Source organism: Klebsiella sp. X13 (assembly GCF_003323835.1).
GTDB lineage: Bacteria > Pseudomonadota > Gammaproteobacteria > Enterobacterales > Enterobacteriaceae > Klebsiella > Klebsiella ornithinolytica.
This window is the reverse complement of sequence record NZ_CP030874.1, coordinates 2582458-2604799: the sequence shown is the minus strand read 5'-3', so window position 1 is coordinate 2604799 and position 22342 is coordinate 2582458. Positions and strand designations below refer to the sequence as shown.

Sequence of the window (22342 nt, the reverse complement as noted above, 5' to 3'; positions counted from 1 at the left end):
TAATCGTCACAAAAAAGTCCTTAGAATTTAGTTAGATCAATCTTGAGAACGTAATCAGCCTGGTCGCTTTTTTCGTCCTGTTTGACGCTGGCATAAAGCGTTCCGGCATCCGCAGAAAGCGCCAGACTGTTGGGCACGGCCGCCGTTTTGATGGCGTGTTTGAGATGATGGGTTTTTGCGTCGATGACGCTAATCGAACGATCGTTGCGATGGGTAACGTAGATTTCATCGCGCGCGGCGTTATAGAGCACGGCGACCGAATTGGGCGAGGCAATACGATCCACCAGCTTGCCGGAGTCCAGCCGCACCACCAGCACATCGCGGGTGTTGGTATCAGCGATATACCCGACTCCTGCGGCGCTGTTCAGGGCGATATTGAGGAAATAATGGTCCGGTTCAGCCGGGTCGACCTTCACGCGGGCAAGGAGCTTCGACGTTTTGCCATCGAGGGTCACCAACTCCCCGTTGCCGGTAACTACATAAACTTTGTTACCCGCGTCATCAACGGCAAACCCCACCGGTTCGAGATGATTCAGCGTTTCGCTAAGCTGCTGCTTTCGCGTATCGACAACCCACAGCAGCCCTTTGTCTTTGCGCCCGATCCCGGACACATACAGACGTTGATTTTGCTTATCCAGCACCACTTCGCGCACGTGAGCCTGTTTCTCAGGATCCGCATCATCGCTTAGCTGAATAGTTTTAATCACCTTATTGGTCAACGTATCCACGAGCGTTAGCGAACCATCCAGCGCATTGCCCAAATACAGGATATGGTTTTCTTCATCCAGAGAAAGTGCAAAGGTACGCCGTTCGGTGGCTATCTTCTGATTAATCTGCAGAGAATCGGCCGCCAGCCGAAATACAACGCCCGTCGTTTTATCTTTCTCAAACGAGGGCGCGGAGGCGGCATAGAGCGTCTTCTGACTGTTGTCATAAGCCAGCTCATAAACGCCGTGGCCAAGAGGCTGTGAGCGGAAGGCCTGCTCGGTAAAATCCTTAGCCGAGACAGAGAAAACAGGCAGAGAAGATGAAATGGCCAGCGCGCAAAGCGTTACTTTCGTCAGGGATACGGTAGACATGTAATTTTTCTTTACAGTAGTTTACGGAATGCAAGCATTAATGAAAACAAATATCATTTGCAATTGCATTTATCTTCATATTCCCTACCATTTTTTGTGCTAGCATTGAAGCCGCCGCGCTATAAGCTGGTGAAATGACCGGACGAAAATGCTTTATCTTCAGGCGCTCATCATCAGGGCTGAGATATACAGCCCTCCCCCATACGCCAGATGCGTGAGCAGACTGAGCAGACGAGCCAGCCAGGGACGCGGGGTTCGTGAAGCAGCGAAACCAAAACCCAATGCCGGCTGCAGAATGATGAACGGAGCAAATAGCGTCGATAAACCGGCCAGAAGACCGACTTTAAGAGAGGGCTCGCTGAACCAGGCGGTTGCGTTCAGCATAAGCGGTACAAAAGCAAAAACGACCCCGATCAGGTAGTGGAACATCCAACCGGTGAACATCTCCCCTTGTATTCGCGGCGTTGTCGCAATCGTATAATGCCAGTACTTTCCTCTGGGCAACCATAAAATCCAGCGCCCAACCAGCGCATAGTTTAGCGGCGGTGCTTTGAGCAGGTATTTCTGCAAAAGTGACCAGATATCCATGATCAGCGTGGCGCCGATGCCTGTTATGACCGTTTTACCGAGAATAATCATATCCAATGTCTGCTCCTTATTGATGGAATGCTAAGCTGACAGCCAGTGTGCAACTTAAAGTGAGGTTTAAGTCAACAATGAAAGAACGGGATATCAGAGAGATCGCTGACCTTGCCGGGGTTAAACCCTCCGCATTGCGATATTACGAAACGAAAGGATTAATTCGGCCTGTCGGGCGAAATGGTCTTCGCAGGCAGTACCATGAGAATGTGCTTTATAAACTGCAACTCATTGCGCTGGGACAGGCCGCAGGGTTTTCTCTGGATGAAATCGCCGTGATGATCGGTACGGAAGCTCATCCAGATATTAATCGCGAACTGCTCCACAAACGCTCACGGGAAATTGACGTGACCATTCGCAGACTGCAATTATTAAGCCGCGGACTAAAACATGTTGCGCGCTGTACTCAGCCCGAGCATACCCATTGTGAGGAGTTCAAGAGAATCGTTTCACGAGGACTTCGACTGGTCAGGTAACATTTCCCAGCGAGCATATGCTGATTATGCCACCGCCTCTCAGAATGCGTGTCGGGTTAGCCCGTCTGCTACGTGTACAGGGCCGCCGGTCGCCCTGCCAACTTAAAAAAACAATAAATTCATATCATTACAACGATAAACAAACCTCAGCGCCCCGGTAATGAGCCGGGCTTTATGGCCACTGTGCGGTGAAAACATCAAATACACCTTTAGAGAAAAGCCACTTACTCTAATGCCTATTTATAGGTAGCCTGTCGGGATATCAGCAACGCTATTGGATAATACTCCCATGCTGATTAAACATTTAACATTCGCGGAGAAATAATGATTTTAATTGTTACGATGTTTATATTTTCCCTCACCATGTCATTTTCACCAGGCCCGGTAAATATGATCATTATATCGTCAGCGGCGGCGCATGGATTTAGAAAAACCTTCCCGTTTGTCTCTGGTGCGACAACAGGATTTACTGCCTTGCTTATATTCGTTTGTTTCGGATTCTACGCTGCGATTGAACAGCACCCGTTATTTTTCAAATATCTCAACGTTGCTGGCGCAGTATTTATCATGTACCTGGGTTATAAAATAGCGTCGTCTCACCCTGATTTGTCATTACAAAAAGCAGAAACCCCAGGTTTCATTCAGGGTTTTTTAATGCAATGGTTCAACCCGAAAGCCTGGACTGCCTGCGCATCAGGAGCGGCGTTGTTTTCCGACCCGGCAACCAGGACAACGGTATCCGTCTTTATCATGATTTATTTTTTAGTCTGTTATCTCTCACTGGCTTCATGGGCAGTCCTTGGTGACAAAGTGTCAATGCTGCTCAGGAGCAGACAACGTATCCGTACGTTTAACTTATTGATGGGCAGTTCGCTGATCGTTACGGCTGGCTACATGCTCTGTCTGCCATTCCTGAATCATTCATAATTTATGCGACTCAAACGAATTATAAATATTATTAATCAATTTGTAGGCAATACTGCTGGTCGATATATTCGCCGGCCATATGGCGTATACCTTTAGAGGTTCTAATGACCAGTCCGGGAGTACTTCCTGCATTTCTGCGCGCTTAACATCATTCTCACTCAGATAGCGAGGGGGAGCGGCCAGTCCAATGTGTTGCTTTGCAAGAGCATAGGCCGCTTCAACATTATCAACGACAACCGTTGGCGTATACTTTACTAACGCCACCTCGCCATTTTTATGCCTGAACGCCCGCTGGTTCTGCCTCATGGTCAGTCCAATCCAGGGCAGTGGTTCAAGATCATCAGGGTGGTTGATGGGCTTATATTGGCTTAACAACGCCTTTGATGCGACGAGCTGCCGGGGCAGCACAAAAAGATGCCGGGCTTTGAGTGAGCTGTCCGGGAGCTCCCCAATCCGAAAAGCAACATCAATACTCTCTCCGATAATATCTTTCCGCGTGTCGCTATAAGAAATATTGAGGAAAACATCCGGATATTCCTTTATAAAAACCGCAAGATGACGAGTAAATGCGCTATTGATAAAAACGGCAGGAACAGAAATATGCAGCTTGTTAGCCGTTGATATAGACCGCTGCTTAAATTCAATAACCCCCTTCTCATACAGCTCCAGCATAGATTTGGCCGTCTCCAGCAAACTGATGCCATCGTGAGTCAGAGAGAGTTTCCGGGTATTTCTATATAGCAGAGCACTACCCAGATTTTTTTCCAGTTTTGCCAGATGCGTGCTCGCCGTTGCGGTCGTCAGCCCTAAAGCTTCTGCGCCACCTGAGATGGATCCCGCCTCTACAATTTTTGCAAAAACGATCAGGTAGCGGATGTCATCAATCATTTATATTCCTTTGGTCACTCATTCGCTTTGCCCCTGAGCCTAACCACATCATGGTCAAAGACCAGCGACAAGCAACCCTGGCGCCGTCATGCAAAAAACATCCCTGTCCAGATATATGGCCTTTACTTATCTTGGGACCACGCCCGTCCGCCAGGTCCGCAGGCCGAAAACGTTGATATACAGCCCGGCCATAATCAAAACGGCCCCCAGCAGCTGCAAGCCGTTCAGCGTTTCGCCGAGCAACAGCGCGGCGCTGGCCATCCCCACTACCGGCACCAGCAACGACAGCGGCGCCACGCGCCAGGTTTCATAGCGCCCAAGCAGCGAGCCCCAGATGCCGTAGCCCACAATCGTGGCAATAAACGCCAGATAAAGCAGCGAGAGCACGGTCAGCATATCAATATGAATCAGGCTCGCCACCATCGTCTGCGGGCCATCGATCGCCCATGACGCCAGCATAAACGGCAGCACCGGAATCAGCGCGCTCCACACCACCAGGGACATAATCTGCGGTTTCTCGGCGCGGGACATGATCTTCTTATTAAAGATATTACCGCACGCCCAGCTCAACGCCGCCGCCAGAGTCAGCATAAATCCGACGACCGGAACATGCTGGCCGCCGAGGCTGGCTTCCACCAGCACCAGGATGCCAAAAATAGCCAGCGCAATCCCGGCCAGCTGTTTTCCCTGCAGGCGTTCACCGAAGGCAAAAGCGCCAAGAATAATGGTGAAGAACGCCTGCGCCTGCAGCACCAAAGAGGCCAGGCCAGCGGGCATCCCAAGATTAATTGCGCAGAATAAAAAGGCGAACTGACCAAAGCTGATGGTCAGGCCATAGCCGAGCAGCAGGCGCAGCGGGATTTTGGGACGGGCAACAAACAACAGCGCCGGAAAGGCCACCAGTAAGAAACGCAGTCCCGCCAGCATCAGCGGCGGCATATTGTGGAGTCCGACCTTAATCACCACAAAATTCAGCCCCCACACCACTACCACCAGCAGCGCCAGCAGCCCGTCTTTACGTGTCATACCCTGCCTCTGTTGTTATATGAATTTTTGTGAACAAAATCAAAGTACCCAAAAAAGCGCCCGCCGGATAGATCATTATTTTTAGCAGGGTACCAAAGCACATGATGACACCGGGTTGCGCTATACAAGGTCCTGAGAGCATGGTATTTCTGAGCGGTACCACATAAAAAAAACATTTCATCAGGCAAACAACATGATACCGACCATCAGGCGCTCCACCATCGCGCTGCTGGCGTCCTCGCTGCTGCTGACTATCGGCCGTGGTGCAACGCTGCCCTTTATGACCATTTTCCTCACCCGCCAGTACCAGCTTGAGGTGGATAAAATTGGCTATGCGCTCTCCATCGCCCTCACCGTCGGCGTCGTCTTTAGCATGGGGTTTGGCATTCTGGCCGATAAGTTTGATAAAAAGCGCTATATGCTTATCGCCGTGCTGGCCTTTATCTGCGGCTTTATCGCGATTCCGCTGGTCAATAGCGTAAGCCTGGTGGTGTTTTTCTTTGCTCTGATCAACTGCGCCTACTCCGTCTTCTCCACCGTGCTGAAGGCGTGGTTTGCCGATGTTCTGTCGCCGGAAAAGAAAGCGCGGATCTTCTCCCTCAACTATACCTTTCTCAACATCGGCTGGACCGTCGGCCCACCCATCGGCACGCTGCTGGTGATGCACAGTATCAACCTGCCATTTTGGCTGGCGGCGGCCTGCGCCGCATTGCCGCTGGTTGGTATTCAGCTCTTCGTTCAGCGCTCCTCGGCGACCATTGCCCAGGATAATGCCACCCAATGGTCGCCTTCCGTGTTGCTGCGCGACCGCGCGCTGATGTGGTTTACGCTTTCCGGCCTGCTGGCCTCGTTCGTCGGCGGTTCATTCGCCTCCTGTATTTCGCAGTATGTGCTGGTGGTCGCCGATAGCGATTTTGCCGAAAAGGTGGTGGCGGTGGTACTCCCGGTCAACGCCGCCGTGGTGGTTGCGCTGCAGTACGCCGTCGGCCGTCGCCTGAGCGCCAGGAATATTCGTCCGCTCATGACCTTTGGTACGTTCTGTTTCGTCCTCGGTCTGGGGGGATTTATTGTTTCCGACAGCAGCCTGCTGCTATGGGGGCTCTCTGCCGCCGTGTTTACGCTTGGCGAGGTCATTTACGCGCCCGGTGAGTATATGCTGATTGATAACATCGCCCCCGCCGGCATGAAGGCAAGCTACTTTTCCGCCCAGTCGCTGGGCTGGCTGGGCGCCGCCTTCAACCCGATGATTACCGGATCTATCCTGACCCATATGCCGCACTGGTCGCTGTTTGTGGTGCTGATGCTCGCTATTATCGTTGCCTGGCTGATGATCTTCCGCGGAATGAAAATTCGCCCGTGGCAGAATGGCTGTTCGGCCGTCAGCGCGTAACCCCAGGCGTCATGCGGCTGTCGGGTTAATGTCGTGCAACTGTCGGCTGCGGATCGTGGTGCCCGACAGAGCCCGGCGCCACACTCCATCTCAGGTTTTCACCCGGAGATAGCCATGATGAACAGCACTAATCAGGTTAAACAATTACGTCTACAGCGCGCCTGGTCCCAGGAGCAGCTGGCAGAACTTGCCGGCCTCAGCGTGCGGACAATTCAGCGCATTGAAAACGGCGACCGCCCAGGGCTGGAAACGCTGAGCGCCCTTGCCGCCGTCTTTGAAGTTAACGTTGCCGATATCACCGGTGACTCCCCGGCGGGGCACGAAGAGTCTCTCGATTTACGCATCGAAGAGGCAAAAGCGCGCGTGCATCAGGAAAGCCGCTTTTTCCGCTCACTGTCGACCGCCGTGGTGGTATGCGTGTTGCTGGCTTTACTTAACCGGTTTACCAACCCGGAGAACAACTGGTCTGCCTGGGTCGCCGGGATCTGGGGGGCGTTGCTGCTGGTGAGAGGCATGCGATTGTTTGTTTTCGGCGGATGGATCCGCAGCTGGCGTCAGACGCGGCTGCAGCGACTGCTGCGCAAATAGCTATTTTACCTTGCAACCATTCCCCGCTTGCCTGGACGCTGAGCGGGTCTACAGATTGCAGGCGGGCCCCGGCTAGTCACCTCGCAGAGATTTCACGCCTCTGGGTGATGACGCGCCAGCGATCTGGGATAGCTTCGCTCCGGGTGGCGTTTGCCGGTTTTCTTTTGCGACGGAGGCTTTTGCCGATGGGCGAGATTTACCATCCGGAATTACCGCAATGGGAGCAATATTGCCGACTGTCAGCGTCGGTTTTACTGCCATGATCCGATCTACGTAGCTGGTCTGCGCCTGACCTTCAGGGAGAAACCCACGGCGGAAGTTGCCGCTGTAGTAGCAGGAAAAAGCCGCCAGCTCCGCCTGTTGCGGTGAAAACTTGACCGAAGCGCGCCGCAAGCATTCATTAAAAATACCTGCAGCAGCGCGGGCGTTATGACAAGGATCGAAGACGGTCTCATAATCCAGTCCGTATTTGTCGAGGTTGTGCCGGTTCACCTGGCCTAGCCCCAGCGAAAAATTCCAGCCCGCCTGTTCCAGATATTGCGCGGTGGCGATAGCCTCTTCCTTGTGGCGTGGCTGACGCGCCAGCCGTCCGCCTACCACGCCAATGGCGTATGGATTAAACGACGACTCCACTTTCATTAAACGTTCCAGCACCTGGGGAGCGACCTCTGGCGCGCACTGATTAGCCAAAACAGCCAAATCCAACACTCTGACCTCCTGTCGCGCGGGTGGTTATTCCGGCTCATTTTTATTGATAAATTTCACCGAGGATTTTTTAGCAATCCCCGTCAGGACGTTAATAATGTCCTGGTAGTTGGTGGCAAGGAACACGTTGTCTCCTGCGCGGTAATTGCGCCAGAGGTCGAGAGCGTTGGTCGTTTCTGAACTATTGACCGTAAAAATAAAGAAAATATCCGCCAGTTGCGTAGGCGTTCCCTCAGGATAGCGCAGTAACCCCTCTCTGATGCGGCTACACAAACTATACTGATCAAATAATTTTTTGCTCAAAGCGCCGCCATCAATATCAATACCATCTGATATGATAATTATTGCTTTTCTTGGGTTATTTCCTTTGGCGATAACGGGAAGCGCGCGCAGTAATCCTGAAGTGACATAGGTTGTGCCATCAGTGACATTCATCTCTCTGAATTTATCGATTATTTGACGGTCATGAGTTAACTCAATAAGATAAGAGGCTGGTTTAGCCGTCTTACTCCTCAGCATATTGCTTGCAGTGGTAGCGTTAATAGCACCAAAGGTCGAATAGCAGTCATATAAAAATGGTCTATCATTAATATTATTAACCATGTATTTGAAAGTGGTAATGGAGGCATCGGTAAACATATAATCACCCGTAACTAAGCCGGGGAAATCCATCGTTACTGTATTAAATATCGTGCGCTGAGAGTAAGCGTAGTACATAAGTTCATGTGCTGCCACACGGCCTTCCTGAAACTCCGGGTAATTCTTAAACAGGCTAGCCCGAGGATCGGCATCGCAGCTATATTGTGCTTTACCAACCGCAGAACCAAATTGCGCATTTTTCACACACCAGCCTTTATTAATCATATCATTGATGCTGTATCCTGTTGCTGGACGTACAACATTATTATACCAGTTATATAATAACTGATCGTACTGATAGGACTGAGTTATTTCTGTCGGAGTTGCTAAAGAGGTATTAAAGCGTATTTTATTATACCAAAAGTCCAGATCTACCTTCGCATATTTTTTCTGGAACTTACCAACATATGAACAACCAAAATTATTTCCTCCAGCAACATTTTCTCCGGGAAGAATAACTGATACACCTGCAGTAAATGGAATAATTCCTACGGTATTAGTCACAGAATCATCATTTAAAACCTCGCCAATAAACTCCGTGACGACTTTACGTAACAACTCGATCCTGGTCAGGCCTGGCTCTGATGACGAATTTAGCATCGAACCTGAAAAATCCAGCACAAGAGCATAGTCCGTCGGGTATTTTATCTCTTCGATTGTACGTCTGACCACTCCCGCGCCGCTGTCGGCGCGAATATCTACTGCAGAGTCAAAACCGACCTCTTGCTGCGCGCCAATGAGCGGCCGCATGCTGGCCTTTCCGCTGGCGGTATAGTCCACGGAGTCAAGTTTACCTGTTTTCGTTGTGCTGTAGTTCACATCGACCGAAACGGCCAGATCGCTTTTCGCGATCCTCGCATCCGGCACATAGTAGGAAAGGTAGTGATGTAACAGCGTAATATTCTCCGCCTCATCCGCGGCAGTGGTATTGCGGTTATCGATCATCGCCACCGCCAGCACGCCCTGATTGAGGCCATCTGCCAGCCTGGCGCGACTGCTTTGTAGATTAGCGCCATCATATGCCACCGAATAGAACATCATTAACAGCGGAAACATAATGGCAAACATGACGGTTATCGCGCCATATTCCTGACGCAAAAGACGAACGATAAACCGCAAAAATCGGCTTCGCATAATTTTCACCTCGCCCATAAGGAACGGTATTAACGCGGGATCACCGCATTGCTGATGGCAATATCGCCGATCTCTATTCCGACGCTATTCAGGGTGCGTTTAAACAAGCTCTCGCCACCCGGCAAGCACATCGTCACCTGATAAACCGGTAGCCAGCGCCCTTTCGTATCCCACGGCGACAGATCCGCAATTTGCGAACTGGTTATGCCAGGTCGGCTATGGCAGTCCCCGGAACCCCGGGCGATGGACTGGGTATTAAGCAGGTGTCTTTGCGCTTTGCTGCCGCTGGACTGAAAAAAGGCGGCCTCCACCACCAGCTGATAGCGGCTGCCTGCCAGCCGACTCTCCTCCAGTAAAACACCGGCCAGTTCGTAGAGATCGCTGACGTCCTGCTGGCTTAGCTCCTCTTTTTCGCCATAGAAGACGGATCTTTCTCGCACCACGCTGGCCAACGAATAAGTTACTCGCGCGAGGTAGCTTTTATTCAGAAAAACGGCGCTGAAATCCACCAGCAGCGCGCACAGCACAAAAAAGACAACGAAGTACAGGCCGGCCTCAATCGTGACTGACCCTCGTTCATCGCATAGAGAGCGTTTTATCTCGCCCATCGGGTTATTCATCATTTTCTGCCTCACGCTGAAATTCCTGTACCAGTAAAATCCTGCGACTCAGTTCACGGATGACGCTTTGCGATGGAAAGAAAAAAAATAGTGGCTGATAATCAGTGGTCACTTTATAAAATGCCAACGGTTTATTACGCGCATCCATAGTGGTGCAAGTGTGGTTAATCACCGCGGAAATACTGTCACACCAGCTAACCGAAAGTTCGACATGTATTTCACGGGAGATGAGCGGCCAGTCGGCCATGCGTTTATTGATTTCGGCGTTGAAATATTGCTGATAATTGTCTGGCGCTCTGGTGATCGCCGCTATATGCCCCGACTCGGCGATAATCAGATCGAGCGCCGAGGAAATAAAGACCACCCGGCACATCTCGGCAATAAAAAGTATCGAAATAATAAAAGGAATAAACACCATGGAAAATTCCATAGCAGCAACGCCATGTTCAGCGCTTAAATAATGACGCAGACCGTTTTTTACCTTTTTAAACATACATTCACCAATGGTTATACCCACAGCTGTAGCCAGTACCCGCAGCTGATGGCCAGCGCATATGGCACCGTCGCGCGTTCCTCGCGGGCGAAGAAATAAAAATAGAGCAGGCTGACAATGGCGACGGGAATACCCGCGATGGCCGTCAGCAGCAAAAAATTGCCGGTCTCCGGTACTGACAACGCCACCGCCAGCGCACACACCAGCTTAATATCCCCGGCGCCCATCAACTTCGCCATCGCGGCGATAAATCCCAGCGCCAGCAGTATGCCGGGGAGAATGAACGCCGGATAAGGCATATGCGTAAATCCTGCGAGACAGGAGAGCAGCAGTATCAGCAGCGTGGCGCGGTTAGGTATCCGCCGCCAGCGTATATCCACATAGCAAATATAGATAAGAACTCCACTAATACCGGCAGTCAATAGCCATGCGATACTCACAATAATCCCTTATTCTCCATGCATCATAAAAATTCGATATTAAAAAGAACCGTTTTTATTCAGGTGAGAGATTCTCTGGTTGCGTCAGTTCATTATTTTCAGGGGCTGGCATCGTATATGCCTGGAGCCAGGAATAATAGCTGGTCACACTCTCGATGATTCTGCTGTCGCGATCGTAAAGCACCGGCGCCAGCGCAATGGCATCGCTAAGCATATCGGCGGCCGTTAATTCAACGGCCTGCAGCAGCAGAAGCGAGAAAATATCTTCCGGGATCGGTATCTCTTTCTGCAAATGACTACACAGCGAATGTAGCCATTGGTGATACCACTTCAGACGCTGCTGAATTAACTCCGATCTGTTATCCAGGACCGGCGATACGGAAATAAAACCACAGCTCATGTCTGCCGAGCATAATCTGACGGCAAAGGACATCGTTAACGGATCATTCATAATAATATTCCTGTAGCGGCGGCAGATCCGGCTGCGCATGGCAGATCTCAGCAATGGCCGCCGCCAACTGGCGCAGCAGCCAGAACAGTTGCCCGAGGGGCTCCTGTGCGGAAGCCACGACGGTCAGACATAACGAAAAACGCTGCGTAGCGACCTGCCAGAGCAGGATATTGTCCCTCTCGCCCTCGACGGTGATGGCTTTCTGCTCTCCGGCCGCGATTTCATTTAGCATCGCAGCGCCAATCCCCAGCAGAGAGCTGGTCATCGCCGCGATTTTATGTAAACGCCCAGGGTCCTCTTCTTTGAGAACGGCCGCAACCTCATAACCATCGGCGGTCGCCACCAGCAGCTCCCCCATCACAGGATAATTCTGGGCAAACTCCAGCAGCAGTTGCTGAATCTGCTGGCTGAGTTCAGTAGACAGGGTACCGGCATCTTCAATCGCAAACGGAAGTATGCTTGTCATCGGGAATAAACCTCTTCATTTCTGGCACGCTCAAGCTGGCAAAACAGCACCTTCAGCAGAAATAAGACCCTTTCCGGGCTGCGTGCATCCAGCGTCGCGACGGGAAGAGTTAGCCCCTCCTCCCGCAGCAAGCGCTGGTATTGTTCAAGATCAGGTAAGGGGGACAAATCACACTTAACGATACCCAGCAGCACGATTGCATTTCCCGCCAACGGGCCGGTTTTCAGCGCCCGCAACCAGCTACGAGTCTCTGCCAACGGGTCTGGACGGTGATTATCAGCCAGCAGTAGAATACCGACGCTGCCGCGTTCCAGGATATCGCGCATAAACGTGAAGCGCTCCTGCCCCGGAGTGCCGTAAAGCCGCATCCGGTTTTGCCCGCCAGGAATAGTCAACTCGCCATAGTCAAAACCGACGGTGGTGGTTTCTTTCTCTGAGTCGACGCGGTCCGATGCCAGCACGTCCGTTGACACGACGTTGATTTCACTGACGCTACGGATAGCCGTGGTCTTACCCGAGCCGCTGCGTCCTACCAGGATCACCTTATAGTCTTTCATCATCCCGAACCTTATGTCCTCCGCCCGCGTTACGCGGGCGAGGTTACTTATAAAATGACGATGGCCTCTTCGACGTCCGTCACTTTGCGTCTGGCCAGCGCCAGATTTCCATTGCGGCGATCGAGAATGGTATACACGAATACCCCATCCACAGCCCTCACCGGTCGGAGTATGTGGTACTGTTTGCCCTGCGTAATCAGGATGTCTTCTACTTCATCCCCGGTCGCCATTAATTTCAGCATCTTGATATTGGCGCGCAGCACGTCAGTAATGGCCGCGGCGGCAATTTCGATATCCAGACCGGCGGAGCCCACACCGTGTAACAGCATGCCATTACGCGCATCGACCAACGCCGCCCCCAGGGCGCCATCAAGGTTTACCAGTCCATCCAGTAATTTTTCCATTTCAGCCATTATTTTCTCCTGTGATTTCATTTTGTTATAATTAATCAGTGACCTTTAAGTCATGAAGAACTTCTTTTACATTTGCCAGTAAGATATTGTCGATAGAAAGCCCTTCGACCTTCAGTTTTAATATCTGGCACCATGGCTTCATGCCCGGTGTATAGCAGCTGACAACTGCATGAACCTCTGAGGTCAAACAGAGTTCTTCATTAATAGTCGCATGTAGCGTGTATTTATCGCCGACGCGGAAACGTTCGGTTCCTGGCAACGCAAACTCGTGAATAACAATCGGCGAATATTCCCGCAGCGCGGCAATCTCAGCATGTGATTTTTCCCAGTTCAGCACAGCAGGAATAATACTTTCCGTCGTTTCCCAGGGGCGGGACAATGACATATCCGGCCTGCTGCGATAGCCGCGTAATACGCCATCCGCGCCGATCATCAGATGCGTAACTCCCGCCGGCACCTGCACCAGCAGATCGTTGTATTCATAAATTTTCATAATATTTATTTCCGTATAAAAATAGACCCGGCGGTTCAGCCATAATAAATATCAAACACCAGTCTCTCTCCTGGCGCCTTATCCGAAGCAAGGCGAAACACTTTCGCTTTTGCCAGTGAACGGGTAAATTCAAACTCAATTAAAACAGCATCCGCCTGATGCTGATAAAACGTCAATTTATTGATATCAGGGTGTTCCCTGGTAATATCCTCAGCCGCTCGCAGCAATGCATTCCCTAGTTTGACATTCTGTAATTCAAAAATACGCTTATTTTTATCCGTACCAGGTAGTTCACGGAAATTAATCGCATGCCGCGATTCCAGTATCATGCGGAAATAACCGGGATGGCGCCCGGAGCGAACCGCAGAGATATCTTTCAGACTACTGGTTAATGACAGAGAAGCTTTTTCCGGTAGCCCTGCCGGCTTCGCCGTCTGCTGATTATCCAGGAACCGGGCGAGCTCATCCTGAGTGGCAACCGGGGTACGTCCAGCGGCCGCCGTTCTGACCAGCAGGGGCCCGCCGCCAGCCTGCTCCCCCGATTTCACCGCGGGCGCTGCGCTTTCCGCTATCGATACCGGAGCCGCAGCCGATAATGTTGCAGACGGCGCGCGCGGGCGCGGATTCACTTTCGCCAGCGCTTCCATCAACCCGTCGCTACGGTCGGCCATCTTTTCCTGCTGCAGGATGCTTTCCGCAGCGTTAAAGTCCTGGAGCTTCACCAGCACGTAGACGAGGTTATGCAGCACTTTCTGGCTCGCATGCCCCCGGCCATAGAGAGAAAAAAGATAGTCTCTGGCGGTGGCGTAATCGTTTTGCATAATGGCCAGCATCGCCAGGTTATTAATTACGATATCGTCATCGACAAAGCGCTGCCTCGCGCTATTAAACGCGCGTGTCGCCCCGGGAAAATCGCCATCTTGCGCCAGCAGGATCCCCTGTATATTCCAGGCCTCACCACTTTTGGGGTTCTGTCTGAGCACACCGGAAATCGCCGCCTGCGCTTCTCTATAATCCCCGAACTCCATCAAGTTTTTACTTGCCAGTAATAATGCCCGTTCATCGGGATTGTTGGCGATGAGCGGCTGTAGATACTGGCGGGAAGAGTCAAAATCCTCCGCCAGATAATAGTATTCCGCCAGCTGGTAGCGGGTATCCTTATCCTCTTTACGGCTGAGCTTTTCACGGTAGAGCTTGATCAAGCCGTTATAGTTATTGACCTTACTGAGAATATATTCACGCTGACTATCATCGAGTTCACTGCCGCTGCCAGTTTGGCTCTGGCACCCACACAAAACGAAGAGCGCCAGAAGCGACGTAAGAGAGATTATTTTTCCCACACCGACACCATCCCTATAAAACCCGGCCCTGCAACGATAACCAACAGCGGAAACATAATGAAGGCGATCATCGGCAACGTCATTTTTGCTGAAAGACTGGCCACCTTCTCTTCGGTATTCAGCAGCTGCAGTTCGCGCATCTCTTTAGAAAGATCGATCAACACCTGATATATCGATGAGCCATATTTAATACTCTGCTGTAAGGTCGAACATAGCATCCTGACTTCCGTGCCTGGAACTTCTTCATAGAGTTGTTCCAGCGCAGCATTAATACCGTTGACCTCTGTTTTGAGCATCGCCCTGTCGAACAGCGTGGCGATATTGGGATTAATGGCATAGGTATTGTCGGCGATATAACGCAAAGCTTTTTCAATGGTCATCCCGGATTGCACGCAAACTGCCAGCATATCGATAACGAATGGCAGGTCGTCAGAAATCCTTTTCATATGTTTTTTAATGACCATTTCTTTTACCAGATTTGGTAGCAGAATCACCACCACCACACAGGCTATTACGCAAAGAAATAACGTTTCATGAGAAAATGTATAAATCCCGGCAGCATTCACTAATACCAGCAGTAGCGTCGCGATGAATACGACTAACGTTTTAGCGACAATATTTTTATCCAACATCGCGGTCCACGAGACCAGGCGACTGGTTTTCCTCATTATCCGCTCAAACGGCGTCGTATTGTCCTGTGGGATAAAAGCGTACTGGTTGCTACTCTGCTCCAGCAGATGATAAATACGCTGCCGACGCTGCCTCAATAACCAGATCCGGGCTAGCCCCCCAGTGCCTAATACCAGCAGAGCTAGCGCAATAATATAAAACATAAGCCACCTATACTTTATTCATCATCATCCAGACAATCAGCAGCCCCAGCAGAATGCTGCAAATAGCGTAATAGAGCATCATCTGGCCCGTTGGATGGTGCAGTAAAATGTCGAAATTAGCCGGCGACTGAAACTTCAGAAAGAAGAAGAAAAAAATGGGGATAGCTGTCAAAATCTTAATCGACATGCGGACTTCCGAAGTCATGGCGTATTTTTTCTTCTCCAGCACCCGGGCGTTGGAGATCAGCGTCCCCAGACGCGACATCACCTCTTTGACCTGACCCCCACCTTTCATATTGAGCTGTACGGTAATAATGAAAAAGTAGTATTCGCTAAACGGCAGACGTCGCCACGAGGCCATAAATACGCTTTCCGCATCTTCACCAATTTCCAGGCGCTGCGATATCTGTCTGAATTCCTCGCCCAGCACACCATCAATCTTTTGCCCGCACTGCTCAATCCCCTGAATAACAGAGTTACCGGCGCGGATGGAGCTATTAATGATATTCAACGCTTCCGCGAACTGAGCATCAAATTCCAGACGCATCTTTTTCTTGCTGCTGAGATAGAGGCCGTACAGAGTCAGCACAAATAATACGGGATGGATAATGATCGGGCTCAGGTTCAGGTAATTGCGGTTAACGTAGAGGCTTACGGCCTGTACCAGCAGCAGGATCAGCCCGTGGCGTAAGGCGGTACTGCGCTGCTTGCCCAGTAAATGTAGACGCATATCATCCATCAAGCGTGATAACCACCCGCCCAACGGATTACGCAGCAGTCGCCTCGTCAGTTCCACCCGGTTACGGGCGGCTTCCGCCTGCTGTAAACGCTGCATGCGCTTCTGCTGGCGATACCACAGCCCCAGCTGAATACAGCCTGCCAGCAGCAGAAAGCTAAAAATGATCATCATCATGGCATCCGGTTCCCAAACAGTTGTTTTAAAGGTTCAAGCAGGCCGTGCACCAGCGCCTGACGGTACACAGCCGAACGCTGAAGCAGCCCAAAACAGGTAAACGTCCCCTGAATTTTCCCGTACTCATTGCGATCCGCTTCTGCGCCGAAGCTGAAGATGTCCTGTAGGATAATGTTGTCTCCTTCCATACCCATCACCTCGGCAATGTTGATCACCTTGCGCGAGCCGTCCGGCAGGCGCGACACCTGAACAATAATGTTTACCGCCGAGGCGATATTTCGGCGTATGGCCGCCAACGGCAACGAAGCGCTGGACATCATGATCATGCTCTCCAGCCGCGCCAGCGCGTCGCGCGGTGAGTTGGCATGCAGAGTCGACATAGAACCATCATGGCCGGTGTTCATGGCCTGCAGCATCTCAAAAGCCTCCTCACCACGACACTCGCCGACGATGATCCTGTCTGGACGCATACGCAGCGCGTTGACCACCAGATGGCGCATATTCACCACCCCCTGGTTTTCCGATCCGGCCATTCGCGTTTCCAGGCGAACCACGTGCGGTTGCTGTAGCCGCAGTTCGGCAGCATCTTCCAGGGTAAGTACCCGCTCATCTTCATTGATGTATTGCGACATCGCATTAAGCAGCGTAGTTTTCCCGGACCCCGTCCCCCCGGAGACAATAATATTGATCCGACAGCGGCTGGCGATGACCAGAAAATTGGCCATCATTTCATTCATGCTGCCGTACTCCACCAGGTCGGCCAGCGATTTCTTGCCCTTACCAAACTTACGAATGGAGATCGACGCACCATCCAGAGCCACCGGTGAAATCACCACGTTCAGACGGCTGCCGTCCGGCATCCTCGCGTCTACCAGCGGCTGGGAATCATCGACCCGGCGCCCTACTCGCGAAACCAGCCGTCTGGCGATATCGGTGAGCTGAATGTCGTTGAGGAAGCGTTTATCGACCTGTTCAAGTTTGCCGAACCGCTCGACAAAAATGCGATCCGGTCCGTTCACCAAAATATCGCTGATAGTGTCGTCTTCCATTAATTCTCGTAACGGGCCGTAGCCAGTTATCTCATCGGTAACCAGCTCGCAGAGATCGTGACCGGCGCGGGAGGATAAATATCTACCGCTACTATTCACCTGCCGCGTGATCACCTCACTGATTTCACGAAACAGCGCATCGCGGTCGTGACGCAATGCATCAACCCGTTCTAAATCAACGCTCTTAAGCACAAGCTCGCGAAAATAGAGCAGGGATTCAAAGCTCTCCGTATCCATTGCTTTCATCATCCTTAAAAGTTATGTTCCCACCGCGTGACGAAGTCCGCTTATCCGCTACGACTTACGGTCGGGACGTAATGAGAAAAACGATGGAAATAGTCTCCTCTTTGCTGCCTCTTGTTCAGATTTACCCAACAGGCTCTGTGCGGTAAAACGCCACAGCGGAGTCACCGACAACGGTTGGTTTTTCTTAACGTTCCACGGATTAATCACCGCCAGCGGGTAACCGAGATACTCCTCAATATCATCATTGCGCAGCTCATCGCCGTGCGCAGGGTGATTCTCATTGAGGCAGATGAAGACCCGCAGTTCTTTACCACCGCGCGACAGGTCAACGCGCTGCTTCTCATCCAGTAAATACTTAGCCACCCTCAGAGCGCTCAGATCGCGGTTAATCACAAGAATCAAGGTGCTGGATTGCGTAAAGACTGTCTCAAGATGCTCGTAGGGTTGGGCATAGACGCCGTGATCGAACATCACCAGATTGAACGCATTGAAGTGGCTATCGTCATAGGTCCAGGCCGCATCCAGGGGTTCTATGCGCGCGGACTGCTGAGGCCCCAGAGACGTAATCGCCCCGTCTCTGGGTAGACCACAGAAGGTCAATAAATCAAGATCCCGGCTACCGCTGGCGCCCTGCACCAGCAGCGAGGGGATAGAGGTCTGCATACCGATAGCCTGAAACAGCTGCCAGGCCACGGTCGTGGTACCCGCACCACCTTTGCAGCCCAGAAGGCTGATTTTCATCATACTGCGCGTCGCCTGGGCGCTGTCCGGTTGCTGGAGCTGCCCGGCCAGCTGTGCCAGCTGGGACTGAATATGCAGATAGCAAACGCCGGCGCTCATCAGTGCCTGGGCGAAAGCGATCGAGTCATTGCGGCCGAGAAAGACCTGACGCGCGCTGGCAGGAATCAGCAGTGTGGCCGTTTCACAGATCAACGTAACATCATTGCAGCTGCCGATATCAATAATCACCGTCGCAGCGCCGCGCAAGATGCTGTCATCCAGCAAGGCAAAAAAATCAAGAGGATGACCAATAACGTTATTAAAGTTATTAATTAATAACAAACTGCTAATATCAGAAAGCATCTCTTTATCAGGGGAGATAATGATTATCGACTGCGGCCCTCCCTTTTTCGCCTTGTGCGCGACTTCCGGCTCGCTTTTCTTTTTAGAATCCGAAAACAACTTCATCTTTCACTCCAGAAATATGTCAATGATGCGATGTCGTTAGCGGGCAAAGCCGCCCTGTTCCAGAAAGCGTCCGGCATCACTATTTAAACGCTCTTCGCGCATTTTCTGGTCAACGCCGACGTTGAAGAACAGCTTCTCAACCGAGCTGCGGCGAAAGGATGGAAGCGACATATTGCGGGCCGCCGCTTCTGACTGCGGTTTCACCAGATTCACCGTGGCAAACACCACCAGTTCGCTTTTGCTTCTTTCGGTCATCGAGCTACGGGCTAATGCCCCCAGCACCGGAATATCGCCAATAAACGGTACTTTGGTGAGCGACTCCTTGTCCGCTTCGCTTAATAAGCCGCCGATAACAAAGCTGTCGCCATCCGCCAGCTCGATGGTTGAGCTGGAACGGCGGGTACGCATGGTTGGGATCTGGTAGTCGTTATAGGCATACGAACCGGTGACGCTGCTTAATTCATTGGAGACAAATAAACGTATCTTCTGGCGTTTTTCCACCTTAGCGGTGATATTCAGGCGAATGCCGTACTCTTTATACTGCACGGTGACCGAGTCCTGATCCTTCACCATAATCGGAATTTCTCCGCCCACCAGAAAGCTGGCTGACTCTCCGGAAAGTACGGTGAGATTAGGCTGAGCCAGCACCCGGGCAATTGAGTCATTTTTTACCGCGTTGATCAGGGTGCTGATATTTCCGACATCAAACCCGCGGCGAAACCCCAGCAGATTAAAGACCCCAGGACTGTTGGTGGTCATGCCGCCATTTCCGCCGCCGTTGATAATGCTATCCAGCGTCAGGCTGCTCCACTCGATACCCAGGTTATCGGTAAACTCTTTGCTTACCTCCACCACGGTCAGTTTAACGTTGACCTGGTTTGAGGACGGGAGTTGTAAGCGGTTAATGACATTGTTGTAGACTTTGGCAATCGCAAAACGGGTGTTTTCACTGCTGGCGTTGCTGCCGTTACTTTTTCCGCCGCCATCGCCGGAACCCACCAGGCTGCCAACCAGCTGATAAACCCCGTCGCGGGTCTCTTCATCAGGCACCGTGCCACTCAGGATCCACGTGGCTTTGTCGGCATTCTGGAAGCGTTTCACCTCCACCGTACTGCCGGGGTATTCACGCGCCACGCGCTGGCGAATGTCGCTCAGAAAAGGGTCGACATCCACGCTGAGATTCATCAGGATCTTCGCCTGCGAACCATAGACCACCAGCTCAGTACTGCCCAGCTTGCGGGCATACAGCACGATATTTTTATCGTTGACGATTTTGTAATCGGCAACGGCCGGGTCTGACACAAACACCGTATTAACGGCGCTAGCGAAGCGCAGCGTTTTCGATTGCCCGGGTTTGAGATTGACGACCTCCGCCCTGGCCCCCAGAGAAAACACGCAAAAAATCAGCAGCACAAACAGCCTTTTAATGCAGAACAAACGTTGAGTCATTTTTTAAAATATCCCTGTATCCGGGGTTCCATGGTGTTATAAGCCACCCGACGTCAGGCGGCGATTTAGCCTCGAAGCTCGTTAATTTCTGAGGTGAGCTTTGCTGGAACGGGAGGTAGATTAAAAATCACGTCGTCGCTGACCGGCCATGCCGCCTCTGGCGAGGGCAGCGCAATGGTCGATTTCCCCTCCGGAGTGGTGGTGGCCGGAAACAGAAGAATATTCGCCAGCTCGCCGCCCAGCCCCTTCAGCATCTTGACCTCGTGGTCCTGCAGCTCCACCACTAGCTGGCTGCCCTTTTCCACCACGTTGACGCCGTTATTGACAACCGTTTTTGCCGGGCGAATCGCCAGCACCCGCTTATTGCCCATCAGCGGTTTCAGGCGGTTATAAAGCTGATTTTTCTCGCGGGACTGTTCGGCCCCGACTTCCAGCGTATCTTCATGTTTGGGATATATCCGACGATAGGAGAGATAAATATCCACGCCCTGCCCGGCTTTGATGTTATTTAATAAATAGTTGTCTGACTTGTTTAGCTCAAAGGTATAGAGAATATTTCCCGGTCGTAAAAACAGGGTCAGGTATTCATCGCTGCCCGGCGCCACCATTAAACCCGGCAAAATCCATGAATTCGCCGGCACCGCGCTTTTTAACGCCCAGTTATCCAGGTTTTTACCGACGAGATTAAACTGCGTATCGGTACTGCCGACATCAACCGTAACGGTTTTAATCTGAAAGTCCCCGGCCCGTAGTATCGTTCTGGCGTCTAAATCACGGGTGGCTACCACCACGCTTATCGTCTGCTGCGGTTTTTTTTCTGGCTGACTGGCCTGCAAAGGAGCAGCCGTGCGGGATTGATTAAAATAGAAAAACAGCCCCAGAATACCGACAACGATCATCACCACATAAACAAGCAGACCGCCTCTTTTCATATTCATTGTTTTCCACTTTGCGTTGACAGTATCCATGTATCTGAAATTCATCAATACGGGCATTGCGTCCTGCTATGCCCGTATTAAAACCACTAATGAACTTACAAAGGCTTATGGCGTCATAGAGGCATCGACCTTATCTTTGACACTAGTAAAGATATCGGACAACATCGTCTGCACGGTTCCGCCCGAACCAAAGATAACGGCGACAACAGCGGCCACGCCAGCGATGACAATCGCATACTCAACGGCGGTGACGCCTTTTTCATTGTTTTTAAAATCATAAATGCATCCAGCAACACAGGTATAGGCAGCCAGATATTTATCATAAACACGGTTTAGCATTACCAGTTTCCTTATTAACCATCATTCAATATTTAAATTTATATGTCACCCAAAATATATTCATAAAAAGAATCTATCTTTTCAGTATTGATATTTTCCGGGCAGTAGAAGAATAGCCTGATAATTCTGCAGCCAGCTAATATTTATAATCGATCGATTTCAATCCAATTAATAGTCAAAAGCTATCATTTAACATATAACGATCGTTTTTACCGATCATTTGTAGAAAAAACAGCCTCAGAAAAATGGACTAATTGCTTATAAATCAGGAATTATGCGACGGTATTTCTTACCGTAATGGGGCAGCAGGCAGAGTTTATTTTTAGCAGATGATTTCATAATAAAAAAACAACTCAACAACCATTACATTCGATAAAAATCAACATTTAGTATTAAGCTCTGGTTTCGTCATTAAATTCGCAGATTAAACAGTTCCTGAGCAAATTAAGAAGTGTTTTATCTCTTACAATATATGGCGAATATCGATATCGGAAACACATATAAATAACAAATAATTAAAACAAGAAAAGCGTCTGAATTTATACAAAACAATTAGCGTCCAGAACCAGGCAATTAACCACATACGCTGAGCAATAGCAGCGCCGTCATCAACGGAGCCATCA

26 protein-coding genes are annotated in these 22342 nt (G+C 50.9%); 4 read left to right on the top strand and 22 right to left on the bottom strand.

Features of this window, described 5'->3' with window-relative positions:
• Positions 1 to 20 precede the first annotated feature (20 nt).
• Positions 21 to 1079 (bottom strand): 7-bladed beta-propeller protein YncE, encoded by a 1059-nt coding sequence (gene yncE, locus DSD31_RS12420; protein WP_113991076.1) that lies wholly within the window; start codon positions 1077 to 1079, stop codon positions 21 to 23.
• A 159-nt stretch (positions 1080 to 1238) separates the two neighbouring features.
• A complete protein-coding gene (locus DSD31_RS12415; RefSeq protein ID WP_015584274.1) occupies positions 1239 to 1718 on the bottom strand; it encodes a DUF2938 domain-containing protein in 480 nt (159 codons plus the stop codon).
• Between the two features lie 77 nt (positions 1719 to 1795).
• Between DSD31_RS12415 and DSD31_RS12410 the strand changes: the two genes are divergently transcribed.
• Entirely contained in the window at positions 1796 to 2194 is a 399-nt protein-coding gene (locus DSD31_RS12410) for a MerR family transcriptional regulator (RefSeq protein WP_015584273.1), read from the top strand.
• A 324-nt stretch (positions 2195 to 2518) separates the two neighbouring features.
• The gene (locus tag DSD31_RS12405; RefSeq protein ID WP_015584272.1) at positions 2519 to 3121 is read left to right on the top strand and encodes a LysE family translocator; all 603 of its coding nucleotides are present in this window, start codon (positions 2519 to 2521) and stop codon (positions 3119 to 3121) included.
• Here the strand turns inward: DSD31_RS12405 and DSD31_RS12400 are convergent.
• Together DSD31_RS12400 and eamA are read right to left on the bottom strand one after the other, a co-directional pair.
• Positions 3116 to 4009: a LysR family transcriptional regulator gene (locus tag DSD31_RS12400; RefSeq protein ID WP_100663651.1), complete on the bottom strand. Its 894-nt coding sequence runs from the start codon at positions 4007 to 4009 to the stop codon at positions 3116 to 3118. The genes DSD31_RS12405 and DSD31_RS12400 overlap by 6 nt on opposite strands.
• Before the next feature lie 126 nt (positions 4010 to 4135).
• Positions 4136 to 5035 (bottom strand): O-acetylserine/cysteine exporter, encoded by a 900-nt coding sequence (gene eamA, locus DSD31_RS12395; RefSeq protein WP_015584270.1) that lies wholly within the window; start codon positions 5033 to 5035, stop codon positions 4136 to 4138.
• A gap of 193 nt (positions 5036 to 5228) precedes the next feature.
• On the opposite strand from eamA, the gene ydeE reads away from it, so the two are divergent.
• A complete protein-coding gene (gene ydeE / locus DSD31_RS12390; RefSeq protein WP_015584269.1) occupies positions 5229 to 6425 on the top strand; it encodes an efflux MFS transporter YdeE in 1197 nt (398 codons plus the stop codon).
• Between the two features lie 117 nt (positions 6426 to 6542).
• Positions 6543 to 7013 (top strand): helix-turn-helix domain-containing protein, encoded by a 471-nt coding sequence (locus tag DSD31_RS12385; RefSeq protein WP_032717592.1) that lies wholly within the window; start codon positions 6543 to 6545, stop codon positions 7011 to 7013.
• 72 nt (positions 7014 to 7085) lie between these two features.
• On the opposite strand, the gene DSD31_RS12380 is transcribed toward DSD31_RS12385, so the two are convergent.
• The 18 genes from DSD31_RS12380 to DSD31_RS12295 form a co-directional block, all read right to left on the bottom strand.
• On the bottom strand, positions 7086 to 7721 hold the full coding sequence (locus DSD31_RS12380; RefSeq protein WP_004862278.1) for a lytic transglycosylase domain-containing protein: 636 nt from the start codon (positions 7719 to 7721) through the stop codon (positions 7086 to 7088).
• A gap of 24 nt (positions 7722 to 7745) precedes the next feature.
• Positions 7746 to 9491: a TadE/TadG family type IV pilus assembly protein gene (locus DSD31_RS12375; RefSeq protein WP_162786318.1), complete on the bottom strand. Its 1746-nt coding sequence runs from the start codon at positions 9489 to 9491 to the stop codon at positions 7746 to 7748.
• A gap of 29 nt (positions 9492 to 9520) precedes the next feature.
• Positions 9521 to 10126: a tight adherence pilus pseudopilin TadF gene (gene tadF, locus DSD31_RS12370; RefSeq protein ID WP_125041299.1), complete on the bottom strand. Its 606-nt coding sequence runs from the start codon at positions 10124 to 10126 to the stop codon at positions 9521 to 9523.
• Complete coding sequence (locus DSD31_RS12365; RefSeq protein ID WP_032724239.1) at positions 10104 to 10604, bottom strand: TadE/TadG family type IV pilus assembly protein; 501 nt, start codon at positions 10602 to 10604, stop codon at positions 10104 to 10106. The genes tadF and DSD31_RS12365 overlap by 23 nt, the downstream gene beginning before the upstream one ends.
• A 14-nt stretch (positions 10605 to 10618) precedes the next feature.
• Positions 10619 to 11044 (bottom strand): A24 family peptidase, encoded by a 426-nt coding sequence (locus tag DSD31_RS12360; RefSeq protein WP_071988520.1) that lies wholly within the window; start codon positions 11042 to 11044, stop codon positions 10619 to 10621.
• 55 nt (positions 11045 to 11099) lie between these two features.
• Complete coding sequence (locus DSD31_RS12355; protein WP_004862288.1) at positions 11100 to 11495, bottom strand: hypothetical protein; 396 nt, start codon at positions 11493 to 11495, stop codon at positions 11100 to 11102.
• The gene (locus tag DSD31_RS12350) at positions 11488 to 11961 is read right to left on the bottom strand and encodes a roadblock/LC7 domain-containing protein (protein WP_004862289.1); all 474 of its coding nucleotides are present in this window, start codon (positions 11959 to 11961) and stop codon (positions 11488 to 11490) included. The genes DSD31_RS12355 and DSD31_RS12350 overlap by 8 nt, the downstream gene beginning before the upstream one ends.
• Positions 11958 to 12521 carry a GTP-binding protein gene (locus DSD31_RS12345; protein WP_227538648.1) on the bottom strand — a complete coding sequence of 188 codons (564 nt, stop codon included), beginning with the start codon at positions 12519 to 12521 and terminating at the stop codon, positions 11958 to 11960. Before DSD31_RS12345 ends, DSD31_RS12350 begins: the two co-directional genes overlap by 4 nt.
• A gap of 44 nt (positions 12522 to 12565) precedes the next feature.
• A complete protein-coding gene (locus tag DSD31_RS12340; protein ID WP_004862293.1) occupies positions 12566 to 12931 on the bottom strand; it encodes a hypothetical protein in 366 nt (121 codons plus the stop codon).
• Between the two features lie 31 nt (positions 12932 to 12962).
• Positions 12963 to 13424, bottom strand: a complete 462-nt coding sequence (locus tag DSD31_RS12335; protein WP_032717493.1) for a hypothetical protein — start codon at positions 13422 to 13424, stop codon at positions 12963 to 12965.
• A 35-nt stretch (positions 13425 to 13459) separates the two neighbouring features.
• Positions 13460 to 14764: a tetratricopeptide repeat protein gene (locus DSD31_RS12330; protein ID WP_155407395.1), complete on the bottom strand. Its 1305-nt coding sequence runs from the start codon at positions 14762 to 14764 to the stop codon at positions 13460 to 13462.
• A complete protein-coding gene (locus DSD31_RS12325) occupies positions 14752 to 15597 on the bottom strand; it encodes a type II secretion system F family protein (RefSeq protein ID WP_048757086.1) in 846 nt (281 codons plus the stop codon). The genes DSD31_RS12330 and DSD31_RS12325 overlap by 13 nt, the downstream gene beginning before the upstream one ends.
• Before the next feature lie 7 nt (positions 15598 to 15604).
• The gene (locus tag DSD31_RS12320; protein ID WP_004862304.1) at positions 15605 to 16510 is read right to left on the bottom strand and encodes a type II secretion system F family protein; all 906 of its coding nucleotides are present in this window, start codon (positions 16508 to 16510) and stop codon (positions 15605 to 15607) included.
• Positions 16507 to 17796, bottom strand: coding sequence for a CpaF family protein (locus DSD31_RS12315; protein ID WP_004862305.1), 1290 nt, complete (start codon positions 17794 to 17796; stop codon positions 16507 to 16509). Before DSD31_RS12315 ends, DSD31_RS12320 begins: the two co-directional genes overlap by 4 nt.
• A gap of 57 nt (positions 17797 to 17853) precedes the next feature.
• On the bottom strand, positions 17854 to 18993 hold the full coding sequence (locus DSD31_RS12310) for a hypothetical protein (RefSeq protein WP_004862307.1): 1140 nt from the start codon (positions 18991 to 18993) through the stop codon (positions 17854 to 17856).
• Between the two features lie 36 nt (positions 18994 to 19029).
• Complete coding sequence (locus DSD31_RS12305; RefSeq protein ID WP_004862311.1) at positions 19030 to 20442, bottom strand: type II and III secretion system protein family protein; 1413 nt, start codon at positions 20440 to 20442, stop codon at positions 19030 to 19032.
• A 65-nt stretch (positions 20443 to 20507) separates the two neighbouring features.
• Positions 20508 to 21380 (bottom strand): CpaB family protein, encoded by an 873-nt coding sequence (locus DSD31_RS12300; protein WP_032717495.1) that lies wholly within the window; start codon positions 21378 to 21380, stop codon positions 20508 to 20510.
• A 105-nt stretch (positions 21381 to 21485) separates the two neighbouring features.
• The gene (locus DSD31_RS12295) at positions 21486 to 21719 is read right to left on the bottom strand and encodes a Flp family type IVb pilin (RefSeq protein ID WP_004862315.1); all 234 of its coding nucleotides are present in this window, start codon (positions 21717 to 21719) and stop codon (positions 21486 to 21488) included.
• Positions 21720 to 22342 lie beyond the last annotated feature (623 nt).